The 24,851-nt window shown below is 61.6% G+C and carries 9 protein-coding genes and 5 rRNA genes; 10 read left to right on the top strand and 4 right to left on the bottom strand.

All coding sequences use genetic code 11. From position 1 onward, the window contains the following. The first annotated feature begins 435 nt into the window (after positions 1-435). The 10 genes from M1D32_RS19005 to M1D32_RS18960 all read left to right on the top strand — a co-directional run bounded on the left by M1D32_RS19005 (position 436) and on the right by M1D32_RS18960 (position 19,373). A 23S ribosomal RNA gene (locus M1D32_RS19005) occupies positions 436-3,561 on the top strand. 239 nt (positions 3,562-3,800) lie between these two features. After that, positions 3,801-3,917: ribosomal RNA gene (rrf, locus tag M1D32_RS19000) — 5S ribosomal RNA — on the top strand. Positions 3,918-4,028: 111 nt separating this feature from the next. Continuing rightward, positions 4,029-5,036: a LacI family DNA-binding transcriptional regulator gene (locus M1D32_RS18995; protein WP_458780160.1), complete on the top strand. Its 1,008-nt coding sequence runs from the start codon at positions 4,029-4,031 to the stop codon at positions 5,034-5,036. Between the two features lie 125 nt (positions 5,037-5,161). Further along, positions 5,162-8,191, top strand: coding sequence for a glycoside hydrolase family 2 TIM barrel-domain containing protein (locus M1D32_RS18990; RefSeq protein ID WP_458780159.1), 3,030 nt, complete (start codon positions 5,162-5,164; stop codon positions 8,189-8,191). A gap of 566 nt (positions 8,192-8,757) precedes the next feature. After that, positions 8,758-10,282 (top strand): 16S ribosomal RNA (locus M1D32_RS18985). A gap of 535 nt (positions 10,283-10,817) precedes the next feature. Continuing rightward, positions 10,818-13,943, top strand: a 23S ribosomal RNA gene (locus tag M1D32_RS18980). 239 nt (positions 13,944-14,182) lie between these two features. Continuing rightward, positions 14,183-14,299, top strand: a 5S ribosomal RNA gene (gene rrf, locus M1D32_RS18975). The 16S, 23S and 5S rRNA genes sit together here, the layout of an rRNA operon. Before the next feature lie 505 nt (positions 14,300-14,804). After that, the gene (locus M1D32_RS18970; protein WP_009358243.1) at positions 14,805-15,092 is read left to right on the top strand and encodes an HU family DNA-binding protein; all 288 of its coding nucleotides are present in this window, start codon (positions 14,805-14,807) and stop codon (positions 15,090-15,092) included. A gap of 115 nt (positions 15,093-15,207) precedes the next feature. Beyond that, positions 15,208-17,364 (top strand): cytochrome c oxidase assembly protein, encoded by a 2,157-nt coding sequence (locus tag M1D32_RS18965; RefSeq protein WP_458780158.1) that lies wholly within the window; start codon positions 15,208-15,210, stop codon positions 17,362-17,364. After that, positions 17,364-19,373 carry an NHL domain-containing thioredoxin family protein gene (locus tag M1D32_RS18960; protein ID WP_458780157.1) on the top strand — a complete coding sequence of 670 codons (2,010 nt, stop codon included), beginning with the start codon at positions 17,364-17,366 and terminating at the stop codon, positions 19,371-19,373. Before M1D32_RS18965 ends, M1D32_RS18960 begins: the two co-directional genes overlap by 1 nt. 114 nt (positions 19,374-19,487) lie before the next feature. Here M1D32_RS18960 and M1D32_RS18955 read toward each other — a convergent pair whose 3' ends face one another. The 4 genes from M1D32_RS18955 to M1D32_RS18940 all read right to left on the bottom strand — a co-directional run bounded on the left by M1D32_RS18955 (position 19,488) and on the right by M1D32_RS18940 (position 24,851). Next, the gene (locus M1D32_RS18955; protein ID WP_458780156.1) at positions 19,488-20,480 is read right to left on the bottom strand and encodes a hypothetical protein; all 993 of its coding nucleotides are present in this window, start codon (positions 20,478-20,480) and stop codon (positions 19,488-19,490) included. Positions 20,481-20,552: 72 nt separating this feature from the next. Next, a complete protein-coding gene (locus tag M1D32_RS18950) occupies positions 20,553-22,247 on the bottom strand; it encodes a helicase HerA-like domain-containing protein (protein WP_458780155.1) in 1,695 nt (564 codons plus the stop codon). Positions 22,248-22,256: 9 nt separating this feature from the next. Next, positions 22,257-22,763, bottom strand: coding sequence for a GNAT family N-acetyltransferase (locus M1D32_RS18945; RefSeq protein ID WP_458782235.1), 507 nt, complete (start codon positions 22,761-22,763; stop codon positions 22,257-22,259). Positions 22,764-22,877: 114 nt separating this feature from the next. Further along, complete coding sequence (locus M1D32_RS18940; RefSeq protein WP_458780154.1) at positions 22,878-24,851, bottom strand: FAD/NAD(P)-binding protein; 1,974 nt, start codon at positions 24,849-24,851, stop codon at positions 22,878-22,880.

Genomic DNA, 24,851 nt, shown 5'->3' with positions numbered 1-24,851 from the left:
TCATGGGTGGAATATCAACGAATAGGTGCCTGGTGGCATGGACCGGCTTGTTAGTACGGACGCTCGTGAGTGTCCAGGAAAGCTTGCCGGATCGTTTCTGCCGGGTAGTGTTTGGCACACTGTTGGGTCCTGAGGCAACAGGGCTGTGGACTGGTCCCCGTGTGGGGTTGGTTTGCGGGTTTGTTTGTTTCTGGTTTCCTGGCTGCACCGATTACACGGTTGTTCTTCGCTTTTGGCGGGGGTTGTGTGGGGTGTGTGGTTTGGGGTTGTTGTTTGAGAACTACATAGTGGACGCGAGCATCTTTTATAAGAAGCAATTTCCAAGAATATGAACCTGGATCTGGCTGCGCGTGATGATGGCCCTCTTTTTGGGGGTGGTTGTTGGGTGTGGTTGGTTTTCGTGGTTCTCTCGAAAATTACTGATTGATCTTTTGTGGTCAAGTTTTTAAGAGCACACGGTGGATGCCTTGGCATTAGGAGCCGACGAAGGACGTAGGAATCTGCGATAAGCCTGGGGGAGTCGATAACCGGACTGTGATCCCAGGGTGTCCGAATGGGGAAACCCCGCCAGACGCGCGAGTGATCTGGTGACCCGCATCTGAACACATAGGGTGCGTGGAGGGAACGCGGGGAAGTGAAACATCTCAGTACCCGCAGGAAGAGAAAACAATAGTGATTCCGTTAGTAGTGGCGAGCGAACGCGGATCAGGCTAAACCGTTCCATGTGTGATAGCCGGCGGGCGTTGCATGGTCGGGGTTGTGGGACTTTCCATACCAATTCTGCCGGGTTGGTGGGGTGTGATGTGCAGGCATAGGTGAACGGTCTTGAAAGGCCGGCCAGAGAGGGTGTGAGCCCCGTAACCGAAATGTTGTGTACCGCCCGGATGAGTATCCCAAGTAGCACGGGGCCCGAGAAATCCCGTGTGAATCTGTCAGGACCACCTGATAAGCCTAAATACTCCCTAATGACCGATAGCGGACCAGTACCGTGAGGGAAAGGTGAAAAGTACCCCGGGAGGGGAGTGAAACAGTACCTGAAACCGTGTGCTTACAATCCGTCGGAGCAGCCTTGTAGTTGTGACGGCGTGCCTTTTGAAGAATGAGCCTGCGAGTTAGTGTTACGTCGCGAGGTTAACCCGTGTGGGGAAGCCGTAGCGAAAGCGAGTCTGAATAGGGCGTTGCAGTGGCGTGATCTAGACCCGAAGCGAAGTGATCTACCCATGGCCAGGTTGAAGCGACGGTAAGACGTCGTGGAGGACCGAACCCACTTCAGTTGAAAATGGAGGGGATGAGCTGTGGGTAGGGGTGAAAGGCCAATCAAACTTCGTGATAGCTGGTTCTCCCCGAAATGCATTTAGGTGCAGCGTTGCGTGTTTCTTACCGGAGGTAGAGCTACTGGATGGCTAATGGGCCCTACAAGGTTACTGACGTCAGCCAAACTCCGAATGCCGGTAAGTGAGAGCGCAGCAGTGAGACTGTGGGGGATAAGCTTCATAGTCGAGAGGGAAACAGCCCAGACCACCAACTAAGGCCCCTAAGCGTGTGCTAAGTGGGAAAGGATGTGGAGTTGCGAAGACAACCAGGAGGTTGGCTTAGAAGCAGCCATCCTTAAAAGAGTGCGTAATAGCTCACTGGTCAAGTGATTCCGCGCCGACAATGTAGCGGGGCTCAAGTACACCGCCGAAGTTGTGGCATTCAGATATTAGCTAAGCCCTTGTGGTTCAGGCGTCTGGATGGGTAGGGGAGCGTCGTGTGGGCAGTGAAGTCGCGGTGTAAACCAGCGGTGGAGCCTACACGAGTGAGAATGCAGGCATGAGTAGCGAAAGACGGGTGAGAAACCCGTCCGCCGAATGATCAAGGGTTCCAGGGTCAAGCTAATCTGCCCTGGGTAAGTCGGGACCTAAGGCGAGGCCGACAGGCGTAGTCGATGGACAACGGGTTGATATTCCCGTACCGGCGAAAAACCGCCCATGCTGAACAGGGGATACTAACTGCCCGAGACCTGCCTGACACCCCTTGTGGGTGAAGGGTTTTGGTGGAGCGCAGGACCTGATCCTGGGAGGCAAGCGTATTAACAGGTGTGACGCAGGAAGGTAGCCAAGCCGGGCGATGGTTGTCCCGGTCTAAGGATGTAGGGCGAACGGTAGGCAAATCCGCTGTTCATGATGCCTGAGATCTGATGGGACCCCCGTTTGGGGGGATTTGGTGATCCTATGCTGCCGAGAAAAGCATCGACGCGAGGTTTTAGCCGCCCGTACCCCAAACCGACACAGGTGATCAGGTAGAGAATACTAAGGCGATCGAGAGAATTATGGTTAAGGAACTCGGCAAAATGCCCCCGTAACTTCGGGAGAAGGGGGGCCCCAACCTTGATGGAACCATGCGTTCCGGAGGGGATCGGGGCCGCAGAGACCAGGGGGAAGCGACTGTTTACTAAAAACACAGGTCCGTGCGAAGTCGCAAGACGATGTATACGGACTGACTCCTGCCCGGTGCTGGAAGGTTAAGAGGACCGGTTAGCCGCAAGGCGAAGCTGAGAATTTAAGCCCCAGTAAACGGCGGTGGTAACTATAACCATCCTAAGGTAGCGAAATTCCTTGTCGGGTAAGTTCCGACCTGCACGAATGGAGTAACGACTTCCCCGCTGTCTCAACCATAAACTCGGCGAAATTGCAGTACGAGTAAAGATGCTCGTTACGCGCAGCAGGACGGAAAGACCCCGAGACCTTTACTATAGTTTGGTATTGGTGTTCGGAGTGGCTTGTGTAGGATAGGTGGGAGACGTTGAAGCCCGGACGCCAGTTCGGGTGGAGTCATCGTTGAAATACCACTCTGGTCACTTTGGACATCTAACTTCGGCCCGTAATCCGGGTCAGGGACAGTGCCTGATGGGTAGTTTAACTGGGGCGGTTGCCTCCTAAAAAGTAACGGAGGCGCCCAAAGGTTCCCTCAGCCTGGTTGGCAATCAGGTGTCGAGTGTAAGTGCACAAGGGAGCTTGACTGTGAGAGAGACATCTCGAGCAGGGACGAAAGTCGGGACTAGTGATCCGGCGGTACATTGTGGAATGGCCGTCGCTCAACGGATAAAAGGTACCTCGGGGATAACAGGCTGATCTTGCCCAAGAGTCCATATCGACGGCATGGTTTGGCACCTCGATGTCGGCTCGTCGCATCCTGGGGCTGGAGTAGGTCCCAAGGGTTGGGCTGTTCGCCCATTAAAGCGGTACGCGAGCTGGGTTTAGAACGTCGTGAGACAGTTCGGTCCCTATCCGCTGCGCGCGCAGGAAATTTGAGAAGGGCTGTCCTTAGTACGAGAGGACCGGGACGGACGAACCTCTGGTGTGTCAGTTGTACTGCCAAGTGCACCGCTGATTAGCTACGTTCGGATGGGATAACCGCTGAAAGCATCTAAGCGGGAAGCTCGCTTCAAGATGAGATTTCCATACACCTTGTGTGTGAGAGGCCCCCAGCCAGACCACTGGGTTGATAGGCCGGATGTGGAAGCGAGGACTAACGACTCGTGAAGCTGACCGGTACTAATAGGCCGATAACTTACACCACACACCCTCTTCGTGAACGATTCAAAAGACGTTCACACCATGAAGCAGGGTAAAAAGATAACAAGACTGCTTGCGTCCACTATGTGGTTCCCGAACAACAAACCAAACCGGTACGTTGTCCAGGGAACAAACCACAATTGAATAACAACACCACACTGCCCTGATACGGCAGAAGCAAATGTTGTAACCACACGAGATTTCCCACACCACCCCCAAGGGGCTGGTGCCGGGTAAAAGGGTTACGGCGGTCATAGCGTGGGGGAAACGCCCGGTCCCATTCCGAACCCGGAAGCTAAGACCCACAGCGCCGATGGTACTGCACCCGGGAGGGTGTGGGAGAGTAGGTCACCGCCGGACAACCATTAGGTCGAGGCCCCAACCACCAGGTTGGGGCCTCCCACATTTAACACACACAACGCCTGAGGCGTCCCAGCAGTCGAAAGCTCCGGCCCGCCTAGACTTACGGACATGACCCCTGGTTCCCGTGAAACGCGCATTCGCAGAGCAACGATTCTGGATGTGGCGGCCGCCGCGGGCGTCTCGCGCCAGACGGTGACGCGGGCCATGAACGACATGCCTGGAATCAGTCCTGCAACCCGGGAACGGGTTCAACAGCTAGCTGCAGAGCTGGGCTACACCCCGAGCCGGTTTGCCAAGGGCCTGGTGCAAGGCGCGCGGGTCTCTCTCGGGCTTGCCATCCCGGACCTTACCAACCCCTACTTTCCTGCTTTCGCGTCCAGCGTTGTGGAAGTGGCCACGCAGCGGGGCTGGAACGTGGTTGTTGATGACTTTGGCCACGGCAGCGGGAGCGGCCTGGACGCCGTCACCCGCCTCGCACCCCAGGTCGACGCACTCGTCGGTTATCTCGGCGCCTCCTCAGGTGATGCCCAGGCGATGATGGGCCGGCGGCCGGTAGTGGTACTCGACGACCCGTCAAGCCACGCGGCCGGCGGCATCTCCTTTGACTACTCCTACGCGGCGCGGACCGCCCTGGAGCGCCTCCAAGCGGCGCACTGCCGGGAGATTGCCTACCTTGATTCGGACCAAGAGGGCCCCGCCACTACGCGTGGACTGGCCGTCGCCGCTGCAGCAAAGGAAGCGGGCATTGAGCTCACGGTACAACAGGCCGCTGATTCGGCCCCTTCTGCCCGGCAAGCCGTCCACTCCATGATCGAGCATCGCGGCGGAATGGACGGGCTTTTGGTATTCAACGACCTTATGGCGGCAGGGGCGCTAAAAGCACTGCAGGACGTCGGCAAAACAGTGCCGGGGGACTGTGCCGTTATCGGGATGGACGGGATCCCTTTGGGGGAGCTCTTGACGCCCGAACTGACCACTCTTGCCTTGGACCTGCGCGCGGTTGGACGGGCTGCCGTCGACCTTGTCGATAGCCTGCTGACCGGTACGGTGGTGGCCGGAAGCGAAAACGCCATGCTGGTTCTCAAGCACGAGTTGGTTCTTCGCCAGTCAGCCTGACCCTACTCAAACGGGACAATGTCGGCTAAGCTCAGCGTGCCACGTGAACGTTCACGTGGCACCCGTCCCCAAAGGGGCGCCGCCGCCCGCAACCTTTCGGTCTGACCCCTGAAGCAAGGAACCCCATGTCAGTTCAATCGCCCTCCGCGCCCACCGGCAGCCCCGAACTTGCGGCAGGTTCACCCGCGCTCAGCCTCGAACTTGGTGCTGAGGGCGTCCGGCAGTTGTCCTCCCTGGAGCCCGGCGCCGGTAGCCTGCCGGCGCGCGCCTTCCTGAACAGTGATGCACCAAAGTTGTCGCTCAACGGCGAATGGCAGTTCAGGCACAGCCCCGGGATCCGGCTGGCCCCGGAGGACGGCTGGCAGCTGGGGAAGGACCTGAGAGGCTTTGAGAACCTGCCCGTTCCGTCCAGCTGGCCATTGCTAGGGCACGGCGCGCCTGCCTACACCAACGTTCAATTCCCGTTTGCCGTGGAGCCTCCGCACGTTCCCGAGGCAAATCCCATCGGGGACCACGTGGTGGTCTTTGAGGCCGGACCCGAGTTTCTTCCGCACGCCCTGTTGCGGTTCGACGGCATAGAATCCGCCGGAACAGTGTGGCTGAACGGAGTGGAGCTTGGAACAACGCGCGGCAGCAGGCTTGCCCATGAATTCGACGTTTCCGGAACCCTGGAGCAAGGGACGAACACGCTGGCCGTGCGCGTCGCCCAGTTCTCGGCCGCCAGCTACGTGGAGGACCAGGACATGTGGTGGCTCCCCGGCATCTTCCGTGACGTTACCCTGCAGGCGCGGCCTGCCGGTGGCATCGACGATGTCTTTGTGCATGCGGGCTACGACCACCGCACCGCCGAGGGCGTCCTGCTCGTGAAGGCAAGCCGGGGCGGACAGGCGATTGACGCCGTCGTCCGCGTTCCGGAACTGAACCTGGAACTGCCTGCAGGCACTGAGGTGCGGCTCCCCGCCGTCGAGCCGTGGTCCGCGGAGATGCCCAGGCTCTACGAGGCAACCGTCAGCACTCCGGGGGAGGTTGTGGCACTGCAGGTCGGCTTCCGCAGCATCGCCATCGAGGACACCCAGTTCAAGGTCAACGGACGGCGGATCCTGCTGCGCGGTGTCAACCGACACGAGCACCATCCACGCCTTGGCCGGGTAGTTCCCAGGGATGTGGTGGAGGCTGAGTTGCGGCTCATGAAGCAGCACAACATCAACGCCATCCGGACGTCCCATTACCCGCCCCACCCGGAGTTCCTGGCGCTTGCGGACCAGCTTGGTTTCTACGTTGTGCTTGAGTGCGACCTGGAGACGCATGGCTTTGAAAGCGCCGGCTGGGCTCAAAACCCCAGCGATGACCCGCAGTGGGAAGCCGCGCTGGTAGACCGTATGCACCGAACGGTCGAGCGGGATAAGAACCACCCGGCAGTGATCATGTGGTCGCTCGGCAATGAGGCGGGCACCGGCAGGAACCTCGCCGCCATGTCGCGTTGGACGAAGGACAGGGATCCGTCCCGTCCCATCCATTACGAGGGAGACTGGTCTTGCGCACATGTGGACGTCTACTCAAGGATGTATGCCAGCCAGGCGGAGACGGCACTGATCGGACAGGGGATAGAGCCGGCCCTGGAAAACTCCGCGCTGGATGCCCAACGCCGGGCCATGCCTTTTCTGCTGTGCGAATACGTGCACGCCATGGGCAACGGCCCCGGTGGCATGAGTGAGTACCAGAAGCTTTTCGAACGGTATCCGCGCCTGATGGGCGGCTTTGTCTGGGAATGGCTGGAGCACGGCATCACCGTCGCCACTCCGGGCGGCGGCGAGCACTACGCGTACGGCGGAGACTTCGGCGAGCAAGTCCATGACGGCAACTTCGTCACCGATGGGCTGGTGGACCCGGACCGCAATCCCAGGCCGGGACTGCTGGACTTCAAGAAAGTCATCGAACCGCTGCGGATCACCGTGGCCGGCGACTGGTCGGGCTTCACCGTCCGCAACGGGCAGGATTTCGCTGACACCTGCGCCTACAGCTTCCGGTACGTAGTTGAGTCCGACGGCGGGCCGATTGACGCCGGCATGGTGGACGTTGCGCCCGTGGCGCCTCAGGCCGACGCGGTTGTGGAGCTGCCCGCCAGCCTGGCTGCCCTCGCAAAGTCACTTCCCGACGGCCGACCCGCGGTACTGACCGTCAGCGCGGTCCTTGCCGTTGATTCAGCATGGGCATCAGCCGGGCATGAAGTTGCGTGGGGACAGGCGGCTCGGGGGCTTGGCACCGCGGTTCAGCCAGCGCCGGTTGAACCCGTACTCATCCAGGACGCCGAACTCAGCCTGGGGCCGGTGGTTTTCAGCCGCGTCACGGGCATGCCCACCTCCATCGGTGGAGTCCACGTTGAGAGAATGAGCCTGGCCCTGTGGTGGCCTCCAACTGACAACGACCTCGGCCGGGAGTGGAGCGGCGCCGACGAGCGTCCTCTCGCCGCACAGTGGACGGATGCCGGGCTGAACCGGCTCCATACGCGGTTGCTGGAAATCAGCACGGAAGCCTGCTCTGAGGGAGGTGAAGCGTTGACGGTCCGCACCCGCGTGAGCGCCGCCGACAAGCAATATGGCGTGTTAGTGGACTACACCTGGAGCAGCGACGGTACAACGGCTGCACTCCGGACGCAGGTCAGGCCTGATGGCGAATGGGTCAACCGCGGTTTTCAGGTGGAGTGGGCCCGCATTGGACTGGAAATCGTCCTGGGTGAAGAGACCAGATCGGTCACGTGGTTCGGGCAGGGGCCTCACCAGAGCTACCCCGATACGGGGCAGGGGGCAAGACTGGGTTTGTTCTCATTGGCGTTGACCGATTTGGACGTGGACTACGTGCGCCCGCAGGAGTCCGGGGCGCGGTCAGGAGTGCGGCGGGCCGCCCTGGAGCTCACGGGCAGTACGCTCGAGATTTCCGGAGATCCCTTTGCCTTAACTGTCCGGCCCTACGGCCTGGGCATTTTGGACGCAGCGGCTCACCGCCCGGACTTGTCAGCTGATGGCAGGAGTTACGTGTACGTGGACCATGCGCTCCGTGGTGTGGGAACCGCTGCCTGTGGTCCCGGCGTGCTGGAGCAGTACCGGCTCAAGCCCCGGGAAGCAGACTTCATGCTGACCTTTAGCATCCGGGGCTGACGGGTTCCGGAAGTGTGAGCCAGTCCATACCGGAGCTTGGCTGGCTGGCACGGCGCTGACTCCGGTGCTATGCCTCCGAAAACCGCGGAATTTCGGGGTTCTTGGGGGTAGCCAGCGCGTTGTGGGGTTGATTTGCGGGGTGGGCCTGGGGAGTGTATTGTTTTCTGAGTCGCCGCCGCTGAAGCGGAAAGATAGCGGCCAATCCCCCTTGTGAACAGCCTGAAAATGGTTCGCCTTTTGGTGTGCCGGCCGCAGGTGGGGCCGGTTGAGGGTAGCGCAGGTCGCGGAAACGCCGATTTGCAAAGCTGCTTGAAACCGGGTAAGTTTGAAAAGTTGCTCCGGAGCGATCCTGAACCGTTTGGTTGGGTGGTGCCGGGTGTGTCTGTTGTTTGAGAACTCAATAGTGTGCCAAGTTTGTTGATACCGATTTGTTTTATGAATTGGTTGAATTTGCCGGGCTGCCCGCCCCTGTGGGTGGTCTGGTTTTTACAGCTGGTTTCAAATTTTGTGCGGCCTTTTGGTCCCGTTTTCCCGGGGCTGGGGGTTGTGTCTGTTTTTGTTTTACTTCAACGGAGAGTTTGATCCTGGCTCAGGATGAACGCTGGCGGCGTGCTTAACACATGCAAGTCGAACGATGATCCCCAGCTTGCTGGGGGGATTAGTGGCGAACGGGTGAGTAACACGTGAGTAACCTGCCCTTAACTCTGGGATAAGCCTGGGAAACTGGGTCTAATACCGGATATGACTCCTCATCGCATGGTGGGGGGTGGAAAGCTTTTTGTGGTTTTGGATGGACTCGCGGCCTATCAGCTTGTTGGTGAGGTAATGGCTTACCAAGGCGACGACGGGTAGCCGGCCTGAGAGGGTGACCGGCCACACTGGGACTGAGACACGGCCCAGACTCCTACGGGAGGCAGCAGTGGGGAATATTGCACAATGGGCGCAAGCCTGATGCAGCGACGCCGCGTGAGGGATGACGGCCTTCGGGTTGTAAACCTCTTTCAGTAGGGAAGAAGCGAAAGTGACGGTACCTGCAGAAGAAGCGCCGGCTAACTACGTGCCAGCAGCCGCGGTAATACGTAGGGCGCAAGCGTTATCCGGAATTATTGGGCGTAAAGAGCTCGTAGGCGGTTTGTCGCGTCTGCCGTGAAAGTCCGGGGCTCAACTCCGGATCTGCGGTGGGTACGGGCAGACTAGAGTGATGTAGGGGAGACTGGAATTCCTGGTGTAGCGGTGAAATGCGCAGATATCAGGAGGAACACCGATGGCGAAGGCAGGTCTCTGGGCATTAACTGACGCTGAGGAGCGAAAGCATGGGGAGCGAACAGGATTAGATACCCTGGTAGTCCATGCCGTAAACGTTGGGCACTAGGTGTGGGGGACATTCCACGTTTTCCGCGCCGTAGCTAACGCATTAAGTGCCCCGCCTGGGGAGTACGGCCGCAAGGCTAAAACTCAAAGGAATTGACGGGGGCCCGCACAAGCGGCGGAGCATGCGGATTAATTCGATGCAACGCGAAGAACCTTACCAAGGCTTGACATGAACCGGTAAGACCTGGAAACAGGTCCCCCGCTTGCGGTCGGTTTACAGGTGGTGCATGGTTGTCGTCAGCTCGTGTCGTGAGATGTTGGGTTAAGTCCCGCAACGAGCGCAACCCTCGTTCTATGTTGCCAGCACGTGATGGTGGGGACTCATAGGAGACTGCCGGGGTCAACTCGGAGGAAGGTGGGGACGACGTCAAATCATCATGCCCCTTATGTCTTGGGCTTCACGCATGCTACAATGGCCGGTACAAAGGGTTGCGATACTGTGAGGTGGAGCTAATCCCAAAAAGCCGGTCTCAGTTCGGATTGGGGTCTGCAACTCGACCCCATGAAGTCGGAGTCGCTAGTAATCGCAGATCAGCAACGCTGCGGTGAATACGTTCCCGGGCCTTGTACACACCGCCCGTCAAGTCACGAAAGTTGGTAACACCCGAAGCCGGTGGCCTAACCCCTTGTGGGAGGGAGCTGTCGAAGGTGGGACTGGCGATTGGGACTAAGTCGTAACAAGGTAGCCGTACCGGAAGGTGCGGCTGGATCACCTCCTTTCTAAGGAGCACCTACAGACCTGTTCATGCCGCGTATGTGGTGGTGGGGGTTTGTCAGGAGTATATGCCCGTTGCGCAGACGCAAGTTCTGCGGCGGGTGCTCATGGGTGGAATATCAACGAATAGGTGCCTGGTGGCATGGACCGGCTTGTTAGTACGGACGCTCGTGAGTGTCCAGGAAAGCTTGCCGGATCGTTTCTGCCGGGTAGTGTTTGGCACACTGTTGGGTCCTGAGGCAACAGGGCTGTGGACTGGTCCCCGTGTGGGGTTGGTTTGCGGGTTTGTTTGTTTCTGGTTTCCTGGCTGCACCGATTACACGGTTGTTCTTCGCTTTTGGCGGGGGTTGTGTGGGGTGTGTGGTTTGGGGTTGTTGTTTGAGAACTACATAGTGGACGCGAGCATCTTTTATAAGAAGCAATTTCCAAGAATATGAACCTGGATCTGGCTGCGCGTGATGATGGCCCTCTTTTTGGGGGTGGTTGTTGGGTGTGGTTGGTTTTCGTGGTTCTCTCGAAAATTACTGATTGATCTTTTGTGGTCAAGTTTTTAAGAGCACACGGTGGATGCCTTGGCATTAGGAGCCGACGAAGGACGTAGGAATCTGCGATAAGCCTGGGGGAGTCGATAACCGGACTGTGATCCCAGGGTGTCCGAATGGGGAAACCCCGCCAGACGCGCGAGTGATCTGGTGACCCGCATCTGAACACATAGGGTGCGTGGAGGGAACGCGGGGAAGTGAAACATCTCAGTACCCGCAGGAAGAGAAAACAATAGTGATTCCGTTAGTAGTGGCGAGCGAACGCGGATCAGGCTAAACCGTTCCATGTGTGATAGCCGGCGGGCGTTGCATGGTCGGGGTTGTGGGACTTTCCATACCAATTCTGCCGGGTTGGTGGGGTGTGATGTGCAGGCATAGGTGAACGGTCTTGAAAGGCCGGCCAGAGAGGGTGTGAGCCCCGTAACCGAAATGTTGTGTACCGCCCGGATGAGTATCCCAAGTAGCACGGGGCCCGAGAAATCCCGTGTGAATCTGTCAGGACCACCTGATAAGCCTAAATACTCCCTAATGACCGATAGCGGACCAGTACCGTGAGGGAAAGGTGAAAAGTACCCCGGGAGGGGAGTGAAACAGTACCTGAAACCGTGTGCTTACAATCCGTCGGAGCAGCCTTGTAGTTGTGACGGCGTGCCTTTTGAAGAATGAGCCTGCGAGTTAGTGTTACGTCGCGAGGTTAACCCGTGTGGGGAAGCCGTAGCGAAAGCGAGTCTGAATAGGGCGTTGCAGTGGCGTGATCTAGACCCGAAGCGAAGTGATCTACCCATGGCCAGGTTGAAGCGACGGTAAGACGTCGTGGAGGACCGAACCCACTTCAGTTGAAAATGGAGGGGATGAGCTGTGGGTAGGGGTGAAAGGCCAATCAAACTTCGTGATAGCTGGTTCTCCCCGAAATGCATTTAGGTGCAGCGTTGCGTGTTTCTTACCGGAGGTAGAGCTACTGGATGGCTAATGGGCCCTACAAGGTTACTGACGTCAGCCAAACTCCGAATGCCGGTAAGTGAGAGCGCAGCAGTGAGACTGTGGGGGATAAGCTTCATAGTCGAGAGGGAAACAGCCCAGACCACCAACTAAGGCCCCTAAGCGTGTGCTAAGTGGGAAAGGATGTGGAGTTGCGAAGACAACCAGGAGGTTGGCTTAGAAGCAGCCATCCTTAAAAGAGTGCGTAATAGCTCACTGGTCAAGTGATTCCGCGCCGACAATGTAGCGGGGCTCAAGTACACCGCCGAAGTTGTGGCATTCAGATATTAGCTAAGCCCTTGTGGTTCAGGCGTCTGGATGGGTAGGGGAGCGTCGTGTGGGCAGTGAAGTCGCGGTGTAAACCAGCGGTGGAGCCTACACGAGTGAGAATGCAGGCATGAGTAGCGAAAGACGGGTGAGAAACCCGTCCGCCGAATGATCAAGGGTTCCAGGGTCAAGCTAATCTGCCCTGGGTAAGTCGGGACCTAAGGCGAGGCCGACAGGCGTAGTCGATGGACAACGGGTTGATATTCCCGTACCGGCGAAAAACCGCCCATGCTGAACAGGGGATACTAACTGCCCGAGACCTGCCTGACACCCCTTGTGGGTGAAGGGTTTTGGTGGAGCGCAGGACCTGATCCTGGGAGGCAAGCGTATTAACAGGTGTGACGCAGGAAGGTAGCCAAGCCGGGCGATGGTTGTCCCGGTCTAAGGATGTAGGGCGAACGGTAGGCAAATCCGCTGTTCATGATGCCTGAGATCTGATGGGACCCCCGTTTGGGGGGATTTGGTGATCCTATGCTGCCGAGAAAAGCATCGACGCGAGGTTTTAGCCGCCCGTACCCCAAACCGACACAGGTGATCAGGTAGAGAATACTAAGGCGATCGAGAGAATTATGGTTAAGGAACTCGGCAAAATGCCCCCGTAACTTCGGGAGAAGGGGGGCCCCAACCTTGATGGAACCATGCGTTCCGGAGGGGATCGGGGCCGCAGAGACCAGGGGGAAGCGACTGTTTACTAAAAACACAGGTCCGTGCGAAGTCGCAAGACGATGTATACGGACTGACTCCTGCCCGGTGCTGGAAGGTTAAGAGGACCGGTTAGCCGCAAGGCGAAGCTGAGAATTTAAGCCCCAGTAAACGGCGGTGGTAACTATAACCATCCTAAGGTAGCGAAATTCCTTGTCGGGTAAGTTCCGACCTGCACGAATGGAGTAACGACTTCCCCGCTGTCTCAACCATAAACTCGGCGAAATTGCAGTACGAGTAAAGATGCTCGTTACGCGCAGCAGGACGGAAAGACCCCGAGACCTTTACTATAGTTTGGTATTGGTGTTCGGAGTGGCTTGTGTAGGATAGGTGGGAGACGTTGAAGCCCGGACGCCAGTTCGGGTGGAGTCATCGTTGAAATACCACTCTGGTCACTTTGGACATCTAACTTCGGCCCGTAATCCGGGTCAGGGACAGTGCCTGATGGGTAGTTTAACTGGGGCGGTTGCCTCCTAAAAAGTAACGGAGGCGCCCAAAGGTTCCCTCAGCCTGGTTGGCAATCAGGTGTCGAGTGTAAGTGCACAAGGGAGCTTGACTGTGAGAGAGACATCTCGAGCAGGGACGAAAGTCGGGACTAGTGATCCGGCGGTACATTGTGGAATGGCCGTCGCTCAACGGATAAAAGGTACCTCGGGGATAACAGGCTGATCTTGCCCAAGAGTCCATATCGACGGCATGGTTTGGCACCTCGATGTCGGCTCGTCGCATCCTGGGGCTGGAGTAGGTCCCAAGGGTTGGGCTGTTCGCCCATTAAAGCGGTACGCGAGCTGGGTTTAGAACGTCGTGAGACAGTTCGGTCCCTATCCGCTGCGCGCGCAGGAAATTTGAGAAGGGCTGTCCTTAGTACGAGAGGACCGGGACGGACGAACCTCTGGTGTGTCAGTTGTACTGCCAAGTGCACCGCTGATTAGCTACGTTCGGATGGGATAACCGCTGAAAGCATCTAAGCGGGAAGCTCGCTTCAAGATGAGATTTCCATACACCTTGTGTGTGAGAGGCCCCCAGCCAGACCACTGGGTTGATAGGCCGGATGTGGAAGCGAGGACTAACGACTCGTGAAGCTGACCGGTACTAATAGGCCGATAACTTACACCACACACCCTCTTCGTGAACGGATTCAAAAGACGTTCACACCTGAAGCAGGGTAAAAAGATAACAAGACTGCTTGCGTCCACTATGTGGTTCCCGAACAACAAACCAAACCGGTACGTTGTCCAGGGAACAAACCACAATTGAATAACAACACCACACTGCCCTGATACGGCAGAAGCAATTGTTGTAACCACACGAGATTTCCCACACCACCCCCAAGGGGCTGGTGCCGGGTAAAAGGGTTACGGCGGTCATAGCGTGGGGGAAACGCCCGGTCCCATTCCGAACCCGGAAGCTAAGACCCACAGCGCCGATGGTACTGCACCCGGGAGGGTGTGGGAGAGTAGGTCACCGCCGGACAACCATTAGAGCAGGGCCCTGACAAACGACGTCAGGGCCCTGCCGCATTTAACAGACACCGGCGCGGTGAGGCTGAACCCGGCATCGCCCCACCCCGCCGCTGACGGCGGGACCCTTCATCTCCTCCAGCGGCAGCACCGCCGTCGACCCCCCACACTGCCGGCCCGCTTCACCAAAACCAGCAGAGCTGATGGGCGTCGCCGGAAGGAGTGCAGGAGCTGGTAGAGCGTCTCGCCAAACCCGGCAGGAGGTGATGGAGGGTTGGACGAAAACCCGCAGGAGCTGATGAGTCGTCGCCGGAAAACATGCAGGAAGTGAGCAAGCGTCCGCTGTGGGCACAATTGGGGGCCGGAAACCCTGAAGAATCTGGTGATTAACCTCAAAAAGTCGCGGAAACACGCGGAATTTGCGGAACGGGACGGCCCAAGCTGGTAAGTTTTCGAACAGTGGCTTGTGCGCACGCCGCGTTCAGGCTCCAGAATCATGACCGTCCAGGAGGACATAAATGGCTAAGAACCGTAGTGAACTTGTTGCAGAGGTAGCGGGCAAGGCCGGCACCAGCCAGGCAGCCGTCAACTCCGTCCTCGATGCACTGTTCGAGGTTTTCGAGACTTCTGTTGCCGCGGGCGAGAAGATCACCATTCCGGGTTGGCTCGCCGTTGAGCGCACCGACCGTGCAGCACGCACGGGCCGCAACCCGCAGACCGGCGAGACCATCCAGATCGCCGCTGGCCACAGCGTCAAGCTGACCGCCGGCTCCAAGCTGAAGGCTGCGGTCTCCAACAAGAAGTAGAGCTTCTTCCCCCGGCACCAGGCCGGCGTGGACAAGGGGCGGCAACCACCCGGTTGCCGCCCCTTTTGCTTTAAGCCGATTCGCGGCCGGGGCCAGGGTATCGGACAATGGATAGGTGCCTTCCGCCGCAAAACCCCAATCCACAGCAACCCAGCCAACTCCCGCCAAGGGAGTCCCTGGGCAGGCTGGCGCGGGCTTGGGCGTCCCGGCGGCTTGGCAGCTGGCAGGACTGGCGGCGCTTTTCCTCGGCCTGGCAGCGGCGCTCATTTTCTCCGGCGCGGCTGTGGCCCGCGAGGTTTCTGATCCCGGTGCCCTGGTCCGCTGGGGCCTGCCCGTCAGCAAAGCCGTTCACAACGTCTCCGTGGCCACGGTCATCGGTGGCCTGATCTTCGCCGTAGGAATCCTGCCCAAGACCCTCGGGCTCCGCAGCAAGGACCGGGAGGCCGGGGGCGAGGAGGGCCCCGAACATCCGGCCTTCACCCGCGCGATGGCTGTTGCGGCAATTGCGGGGGCCGTCTGGACTCTGTCCGCCATCGCCGTCCTGGTGCTCACCTATTCAGACGTAGCCGGGCAAGCGGTGTCCGGGGACGCCCAGTTCACGCAGGCCCTGGTCTACTTCATGACGGACATCGAGACCGGCCGGGCCTGGCTCGCCGTCACCATCATTGCCGCCGTGGTGACCACTGCCCTCTTCGGCGTCAGGTCCCTTGGTGGCCTGGCCCTGACCCTGATCCTGGCACTCATTGGCCTGGTCCCGACGGCCCTGATCGGACACTCCTCCAGCTCTTCGGACCATGAAGGCGCCATCAATTCCCTGGGCCTGCACCTGGTGGGCGTCAGTACCTGGGTGGGTGGCATCATCATGCTGGCGCTGCTGTCCGGGATCCTGGCAGGCCGCAAAGCCGGCGCGACGGTGGACATTACCGAAGCAACGCTCCGCCGGTTCTCCTCGCTTGCGGGCTTCGCCTTTGTGCTCGTCTTCGCCTCCGGCATCATCAACGCCAGCATCCGCATCACCAACTGGGGAGACCTTTTCGGGTCCCCCTACGGCCAGCTGATCCTGGCCAAGGCCGCTGCAACGCTGGTCCTCGGCGGGATCGGGTTCATGCACCGGCAGTGGGTGATACCGCAGCTGAACCGCAAGGGCTCCACCATGTCCTCGCGAAGGGTCCTCTGGCAGCTGGTCCTGGCTGAATTCCTGCTCATGGGTGCCACCTCCGGTGTGGCCGTGGCCCTGGGCCGTTCCGCCCCGCCCCAGCCCACCACGTTTGCGCCCGACGCGACGCCGGCTTTCATCCTGACCGGCTACGAACTGCCTCCGGAGCTGACCCCTGCGCGCTGGCTCACCGAGTGGCGGCTGGACTGGCTTTGGATTGCCGTGGCGCTGTTCGGACTGGTCTCCTATTTCCTGGGTGTGGCGAAGATCCACCGGCGGGGCGACAAGTGGCAGTGGTTCCGGTCCGTGAACTGGGTGATCGGCCTGCTGGTGCTCACCTACATCACCTCCGGCCCGCCGTCGGTCTATGGCCGTGTACTGTTCTCGGCGCACATGGTGGACCACATGGCGCTGACCATGGTGGCGCCCATTTTCCTGGTCCTGGGCGCACCGGTGACCCTGGCCCTGCGCGCCTTGCCTCCCCGCGGAGACGGTTCACGCGGGCCGAGGGAGTGGCTGCTGGTGTTTGTGCACTCCAGGTTCTCGGAGGTAGTCACGCATCCGCTGTTCGCTGCTGCCAACTTCGCCGGTTCCATCGTCCTGTTCTACTACTCGGACCTGTTCGGGTTTGCCATGCGGGAACACGTGGGGCACGAACTGATGATCGTGCACTTCCTGCTGACGGGCTACATCTTCATCCTGAGCATGATCGGCTCCGACCCGCTGCCGCGCCGGGCGCCGTACCCCATGCGCCTGCTGCTGCTGCTGGCCACCATGGGCTTCCACGCCTTCTTTGGCGTCGCCATCATGGGCGGAACCAACCTGCTGGCCGCGGACTACTTCGGCAACCTGGGCCGGGCCTGGGGACAGTCAGCGCTGCTGGACCAGCAGACCGGCGGCGCCGTGGCCTGGGGCATCGGCGAGGTGCCCACCCTCCTCGTGGCCATCGGCGTGGCCATCATGTGGTCCAGGTCCGACCAGCGGGAGACCAAACGCGTGGACCGGGCGGCGGACAGGAATAACGACGCCGATCTCACCGCTTACAACGATATGTTTGCCAAATTGGCTGAACGCGACGCCAGGCTGGCTGAACGAAACAAGCTGGAAGGACGCTGATGAGCGAAACCGTACGCACCCACCTCCGGGTCCGAGCCTCCGAACTGGTGGGCCGTAACTGGTTGAACACCGGGGGGAAATCGCTGGACCTCGAAGCGCTCCGCGGCAAGATCGTGTTGCTGGACTTCTGGACCTTCTGCTGCATCAACTGCCTTCACGTCCTGGACGAACTGCGGCCGCTCGAGGAGCAGTACTCCGACGTCCTGGTGACTGTGGGCGTCCACTCGCCCAAGTTCGAGCACGAGGCAGACCCGGTGGCCCTGGCCGCTGCCGTGGAGCGCTACGAGATCCACCACCCGGTCCTGGACGATCCGGAGCTGGACACGTGGAAGGCCTACACCGCCCGCGCCTGGCCCACCCTGGTGGTCATTGACCCCGAGGGCTACATCGTGGCGCACCTCTCCGGTGAAGGCCACGCGGACGGACTCGCAGTATTGATCCCCGAGCTCATCGCCGAACACGAAGCCAAGGGGACGCTCCACCGCGGCACCGGCCCCTACGTTGCCCCTGAGCCCACCTCAGGGACGCTGCGCTTCCCCGGCAAGGCGCTCTTCCTGCCCGCCGGGCGCGGCTCCACCGCCTCAGATGGAACGTCCGACGCCGGTGCAGCGGCGGATGCCGCAACCCACGGCTCCTGGCTGGTTACCGACACCGGACACCACCGCCTGGTGGAACTGGGCACCGACTTCCAGACTGTCCTGGGAACCTACGGCTCCGGCACCAAGGGCTACGCTGACGGCCCCGCCGCCGGTGACGCGGCCACAGCCCAGTTCAACGAGCCCCAGGGCCTGGTCCTGCTGCCGGAGGACGTGGCAGCCAAGGTGGGTTACGACGTCGTGATTGCCGATTCCGTGAACCACCGGCTTCGCGGGCTCTCACTGCAGGACGGGAAGGCGACCACCCTCGTGGGCAACGGCATCCAGCGCCTGCTGGAGACCGGCCCGGCCCGCGTTGACGAGGACGCTGCCGGCTTCACCGGCCGTTTGAGCGAACACCCGCTTGAGGTTTCCCTAAGCTCACCGTGGGACCTCGTCTGGTCCAGCAAGCTCAACGCCGTGGTCATCGCCATGGCCGGCACACACCAGATCTTCAGCTTTGACCCGCTGACCGGGGCCGTGGCCATTGCCGCCGGCAACGGCCTGGAAGGCCTGCTGGACGGCCCGGCCCACGAGGCCTGGTTCGCGCAGCCCTCCGGCCTCGCCGAAGACGCGGCCGGCAACATCTGGGTGGCTGACTCCGAGACGTCGGCCCTCCGCAAGCTCGTGATTGACGACGACGGCGCCATCACCGTTGAGTCTGCTGTGGGCAAGGGGCTGTTCGACTTCGGTTTCCGCGACGGCGCCGCGGCGGAAGCCCGGCTCCAGCACCCGCTGGGTGTGACGGTGCTGCCGGACGGTTCTGTGGCAATCGCCGATACCTACAACGGTGCTGTCCGCCGCTACGACCCCACCGCGGGGACCGTCTCGACGCTGGCCCGCGGGCTCCTGGAGCCCTCGGACGTGATTGTGGACCACACGCAGTCTGCCGGTTCCGAGCCGCTGCTGGTTGTGGTGGAGGCCAACCAGCACCAGCTGGTGTACGTTCCCATTCCCAAGGAAGCACAGCAGGTGGACGAGGGAGCGTCCCAGACCCACCGGCCGAAGAGCCCGGTGGCGCCCGGCCCGCTCGAGCTGACCGTGCGCTTCACCGCCCCCACCGGGCAGAAGCTGGATGACCGTTGGGGCGATCCCACCCAGCTGAAGATCTCTTCCACTCCGCCTGAGCTGCTGGTGTCCGGCGTCGGTACGTCGGTGGGGCTGCTGCGGACACTGGAGCTGTCCGCAGACGTGCCGGAGGGCGTCCTGCATATTACTGCCCGCGCGGCGGCCTGTGACGGCCCCGAGACCGAGGACGGCGAAATCCCTGACCATGCGGCCTGCCACCTTTACCAGCAGGACTGGGGGATTCCGGTGGTATTGCAGGGCGACGGCGATACAGAGCTGGTGCTGGACCTGCGCGGCATGGACTGACCAGCCGCCGTCGTGCCTTGAGCGCACCAAGGGCTGCCGCCCGTGGCCTAAGCGTCACGGGCGGCAGCCCTTTTCGCGTTCGACCCGGGGAGCCGGACCGGCCAGAATCCAGCCTTAGAAGCTCAGCAGCGGCGTGACTTTGATGGTGTCCCCGGAGACGTCCAGCCGGGTGGTGAAGCTGAAATCCACCTCTTCGTCCAGCGGGTACCAGGCGCCGGTGAACAGGTTCTGCTGGAGCGCTTCCACCTTCGCCTTGCCGTCCAGCGGCGCCACCACCCAGCGCCCGTCGAAGGGCTCGATGGCCACGTTGGGATACTCAGTGACGGCCCATGTGATGGTGCCGTCCTGGACCCGGTTGTTGCTGGCGTAGTAGAAGGGGCAGTCCGGCTGGAGCTTCTGCTCCTTGACTGCCTGGGCCGCGCAGCCGTCCAGGAATTCCTTCACCTTCGCCGCTACGTCTGTCTTCAGGTTGTCCGTCGCCTGGGTCAGCAGGTTGAGCGGCGCCACCGGGACGTCCCGGGCGGTCACTGTGGCACGGGTGGCTGGCGCAGAGAAGTACTCCCCGTTCACCGTGGCTTCGTATTCGCCCGGGTAGAAAACGGCGAAGGAGTTCCGGCCGTTCGGCATATTGACGTCCACGCCGTTGACGGTGGCCTCGCTGGCATTGACCACGGTGACATCGAGGGTGGGCAACCGGGACGGGACAAACGCCCACGTGTTGAAGAAGATCCACTCGGTTCCGGTCTTCTGCAGCAGGAACTCGGTGCGGAGGCGGCTTCCGTCGATGGTGTATTCCAAGGGGACCATCACCTGCGCGCCCGGTCGCTCCTCGGCCTCTCCGATGTTCACGTTGGCCAGGCGGGACGCGGCGGTCTGCAGGGCCGTGCCGTCGAGCATGGCAGCGTTGCTGGGCGGTACCGTTGCCCTCAGAAGGCCCAGCGCCTTGCCGCCGTCGCCGCTTTGCAGAGCGTCCAGATACTCGCGCACCGGCTGCTGCGGACTGGCCACAGTATCGTTTACGAGGTTTACGGCAACGACGGCGCCGGCAACAGCAAGCATGAGGCCCAGCAGCCATCCGGCCGCGATCCTCACCAACGCTTGACTCATCTGCACGTTCCATACGTTACCTGCCATGCGCCCGACGGCGGCAGTTGAGTCAGCGCACGGCGGTGGCTCCGATCAGCGGCGGCGCCGGGACGACGTACCAAAAACGCCCCGCAGCAGCTCGCGTCCCAGCTGCGTTCCGATGGACCGTGCCATGCTTTTCAGCCCGCCGCCAAGTGCACCGCCGAGGACACCTCCAAGGTCGCCCATCGTGCTGTCGCCGGACTCCCCGCGGCTGGTTCGCGGGATATCAGCAGGGGCACGGCGGCCGCTGCTCCTGGTGGGTGCGGTCCGGCTGCTGGGCCGGCCCAGGATCTCCTCTTCGATCCGCCGCGCCTCGGCATCGACATCGGCATCAGGAATGCCGGCACCGGGAACGGGAGGTTCGCCGGGTGCAGCCGGGCCGGTGGAAGCCGCCGCCTTGCCGCTGAGCTTCTCGTAGGCCGAGGGGTTGTCTACGGCGGTCCCGTACTTGGACAGCAAAGCGGACCCGGCCACCGTGCTTCTCACCAGGGCCTCGTCACTCGGGCCCATCACGGATTCCGGGGCGCGCAGCCGGGTATGGGCCACGGGTGTTGGTGCGCCGTTCTCGTTCATCACCGTGATCACGGCTTCGCCGATGCCCGCGGACGTCAGGGTCTCTTCGAGGTCGTAGTCGCTCATCGGGAAGGTGGAGACCGTCGCTTTGAGCGCCTTCGCGTCCTCCGGAGTGAACGCGCGGAGCGCATGCTGCACCCGGTTGGCCAGCTGGCCGAGGACTTCAGCCGGCACGTCCTTGGGCGTCTGGGTGACGAAGAAGATACCAACACCCTTGGAACGGATGAGCCGGACGGTGGTGGTGATCGCCTCCAGGAACGCCTTGGACGCATCGTTGAAGAGGAGGTGTGCCTCGTCGAGGAAGAACACGAGTTTTGGTTTATCGAGGTCGCCGGCTTCGGGCAGGTCCTCAAAGAGGTCAGCCAGCAGCCACATCAGGAAGGTCGAGAACAGCATGGGCCTGGTCTGCAGGGTGGGCAGTTCCAGGCACGTGACCACGCCGCGGCCGTCGGGGGCGGTCCGCAGCAGTTCGGCGGTATCGAATTCCGGTTCGCCGAAGAACTTCTCCAATCCCTGGGCCTCCAGGTTCACCAGTTCCCGCAGGATCACGCCCGCGGTAGCTTTGGACAACCCGCCCAGCTCCTCCAGCTGGTCCTTGCCCTCCGGCGACGTCAGGAACTGAATGACCGCCCTGAGGTCCTTCAGATCGATTAGCTCCAGCCCGTTCTTGTCCGCAAAATAGAACACCAGCTGCAGGCTGGATTCCTGGGTGTCGTTCAGCTCCATGATGCGAGAGAGCAGGATGGGGCCGAAGGACGTTACCGTAGCCCTGACCGGGACACCGTTGCCGTCACCGCCCAGCGCGAGGAACTCTACGGGGAAAGTCCTGCCCTGCCAGGCCTGGCCGATGCTCTCGGTGCGTGCAGCAAGTTTTTCACTGCCAGTGGCAGCCGTGGCGAGGCCCGAGAGATCGCCCTTGATGTCCGCAAGGAAGACGGGGACACCCGCGGTGGACAGCTGTTCGGCCATCATGTGCAGCGTGACGGTCTTGCCGGTGCCGGTGGCGCCTGCCACCAGGCCATGCCGGTTCATCATGGCCAGTGGCAGGCGGACCTGCGCCTCCTTGTGGAGTTCGCCGTCAACGATGGCGGCACCGAGTTCAATGGCGGCCCCTTCCAGCGTGTATCCCTTCTGGATGGTGGCAAGCTTCTCTGCTGTGGTTTTGTTGGCCATGCCGCCAGCTTAGCGGTGGGCCCTGCCCGCCCGGCGGAGCCCACGGTCAGTTGGGCCGAACCCCTGAAGCTCCTTCGTGAACGCCAGGAGCTTCAGCGTCTCCGGGTCCGCGTCCAGGTTGAACTGGGGCTGGTAGCCGGTGCTGAGGTACAGGTGCTTGGCTTCAGGCTGGCGGGGACCGGTGGTGAGATAGACGCGCCTGTACCCGCGTGTGGCGGCGAGGGTTTCCAGCTCGGCCACCACCCGCCGGGCCAAGCCACGGCGGCGGTGGCCCGAGTGGGTCCAGATCCGCTTCAGTTCCGCCGTTGTGGCGTCGTAGCGGCGGAATGCCCCACCGGCGATGGATTCCCCGTTTTCCTGGATCACCAGGAGCGCTCCACCGGGTGCTTCAAATTCCTCCGCGGGGTAGCGGCTTAGTTCTTCCGCTGCCGCCTTCCGCCCGAAGAGATCGCCGTACCGGGTGTCGTATTCGACGGCGAGCTCGTCCAGCAGCGGCCGAACCCGCGGATCGTGCATGGGGAGGTTAAGGACCGTCAGCGCGGCCGGGTCGAGCGGGGGGCGCGCAACGACGACGGGCGGGTGCGCACCGTCCAGGTGCTGGCGGGCGAGGTCCGGTTCTGCTGTCACGGTTCAGTTCTTTCCGACGGCGGCTGGTTCTGGAGACATTGTGCTGGAAGTGCGGGAGGCGATGCCACGGGCAACGGCGAGGATGGTCCGGGCCAGGGCATCATTCTCCCGAAAGGGTGCGGCGTTGGTGCCGGGACGGGCAAAGGCTCCGGCGCCCCAGCCGGACGTGCCGGGGCCGATGCCAAAGATCCGCGGCTGCGGCTTCCCCTCGGCGCCCACCAGCTCCTGCCGGGTTGAAATCAGCAGTTTCCCTGTGGAGTGGATCCCGTCCGTGGTGAGCAGCTGCTGTTCCACGCCGAGCCCGGACCGGTGGAGGGACTGCAGCAGCGGGTTAAGCGACCGCGCCACGGTAGGCGAGGGCAGCCTGGCTTCGATCAGGGCTTTTGCCGCCACAGAGGTCCCTGACTGCGGTGAGCTGCCATGGAACAAACCGGTTGATTCGTTCGCGGACACCTCAAGGCCGGGCCCGAGGAAACGCAGCAGGCCGGCGCGGTGCAGTGCCAGCATCTGGCGGAGCCGGTGCGGCGGCGGCCCGGAGTCCACGAAGCTGAAGAACCCGTGCCACCAGCCGTGGATCGTATGCTGGGACCGGGCGTTGAAGCGCTCCGGCGGGACGACGCGTCCTACTTCCATGTACACATGAAGCAGGGCCAGGAATAGGGCGAGGGTTTCGGGGTGGTCGGGGCTGTCCCGGAGCACAAGATCCTGCTCGATGTACTCAACCACCGCATCCTGCACCTCCTGGTCGCCTGCAAAGCGGCGGCCGGCGAAGGGACGGTCAAGCCGTTCCAGATCCAGGTGCAGGGCGGGATCCGGTACGGCAGCGGCCACGAGCTCCTCCCGGCCTGGGCTGTACCAGTCAAGGCTGGAGTAGCGCGTGGCGAACTCCTCCCAGCCCATGGCAGCCCGGGCCGGGCTGCCGGTCAGCAACTCCCGGTAGTAGCCGTAACCGGCTTCCTTAGCAATCAGCGGCCACAGGTCCCTGCGGAAATCCAGTTCTTCGTGTTGCTCCAGCAGGGCATCCACGGCTGCGGCGGTCAGGAAACGCAACGGCCCCGGCGTCTCGCCCCGAAGCGTTGCGGAAATCTTGGAGTGGTAGGGCACCCCCCTGCGCGACCCGGCCCACAACCTGGGTTCCCGCCCGGACGGAAGGTACCGCAGGCCGCCGTCGGAATTTTCCACAAAGCGGCCGCCGCGTCCCTCCATCAGGAGGACCAGGAGGTCAACGAAGGCCAGGCCCATGCCGGAAACGATCACGTCCTGTCCCGGAGCAATGGGTGAATAGTCGACGTCGGTGGTGTAGCTGGGGGCCGCATGGAACCCAGCGTGCCGTTCGGCAAAATCGGGCCAGGCAGCAGAAGCGGTATCAGGATAGGAATCAGTGTGCCCCAGGGCGGTAACCACGACGTCGGCCCGCAGGGTCCGCCCGCTTGCCAGATCAACGAGGTAGCCGTCCGGCCTGCCGGCGGCATCTGCGCCGGAAGCCGAGTCACCTGCCTGCCTGACCGCCACGGCAGTGGTCCGGTGAACCGTCACGTGACGGCCGAAGGACCTGGCCGTGCGGCGGAAGAACCACTCCAGGTACTGGCTCTGCAGCTGCCGGCTTGGGAAGGTGGCGCCGGTAAGGCCGCGGAGCTGCTCCCATAAGGGGCGGGGGAAGTCCGGCACGTCCGTGATGGAGCCGTCCACCACGCCCGCGGCCCATTCAGCCAGGCTCGGACCATTGCTGGCCGGACCTTCGCAGGCAACCGAGGCATCGGTGAACATGGTGATGTCCGCCGCGGTGGAGTTGAGCAGGAGGCCCGGATCCTGGTCGTAGCGCCAAATGCGGCCGGAACCCGGGACGTGCGGCTCGATCACGTGGATCTCCAGTGGTCCGCTGAAGAGCTCCGGACGGTTTGCGGCGATCCGCTCGAGGACGCCGGCCGTGCGGGGCCCGCCGCCCACGAAGACGACGACCGGGATGTTCGCTGGCAT

The sequence above is a fragment of the Arthrobacter sp. D3-16 genome, from assembly GCF_054408515.1.
This window is presented reverse-complemented; position numbering and strand designations above follow the sequence as displayed.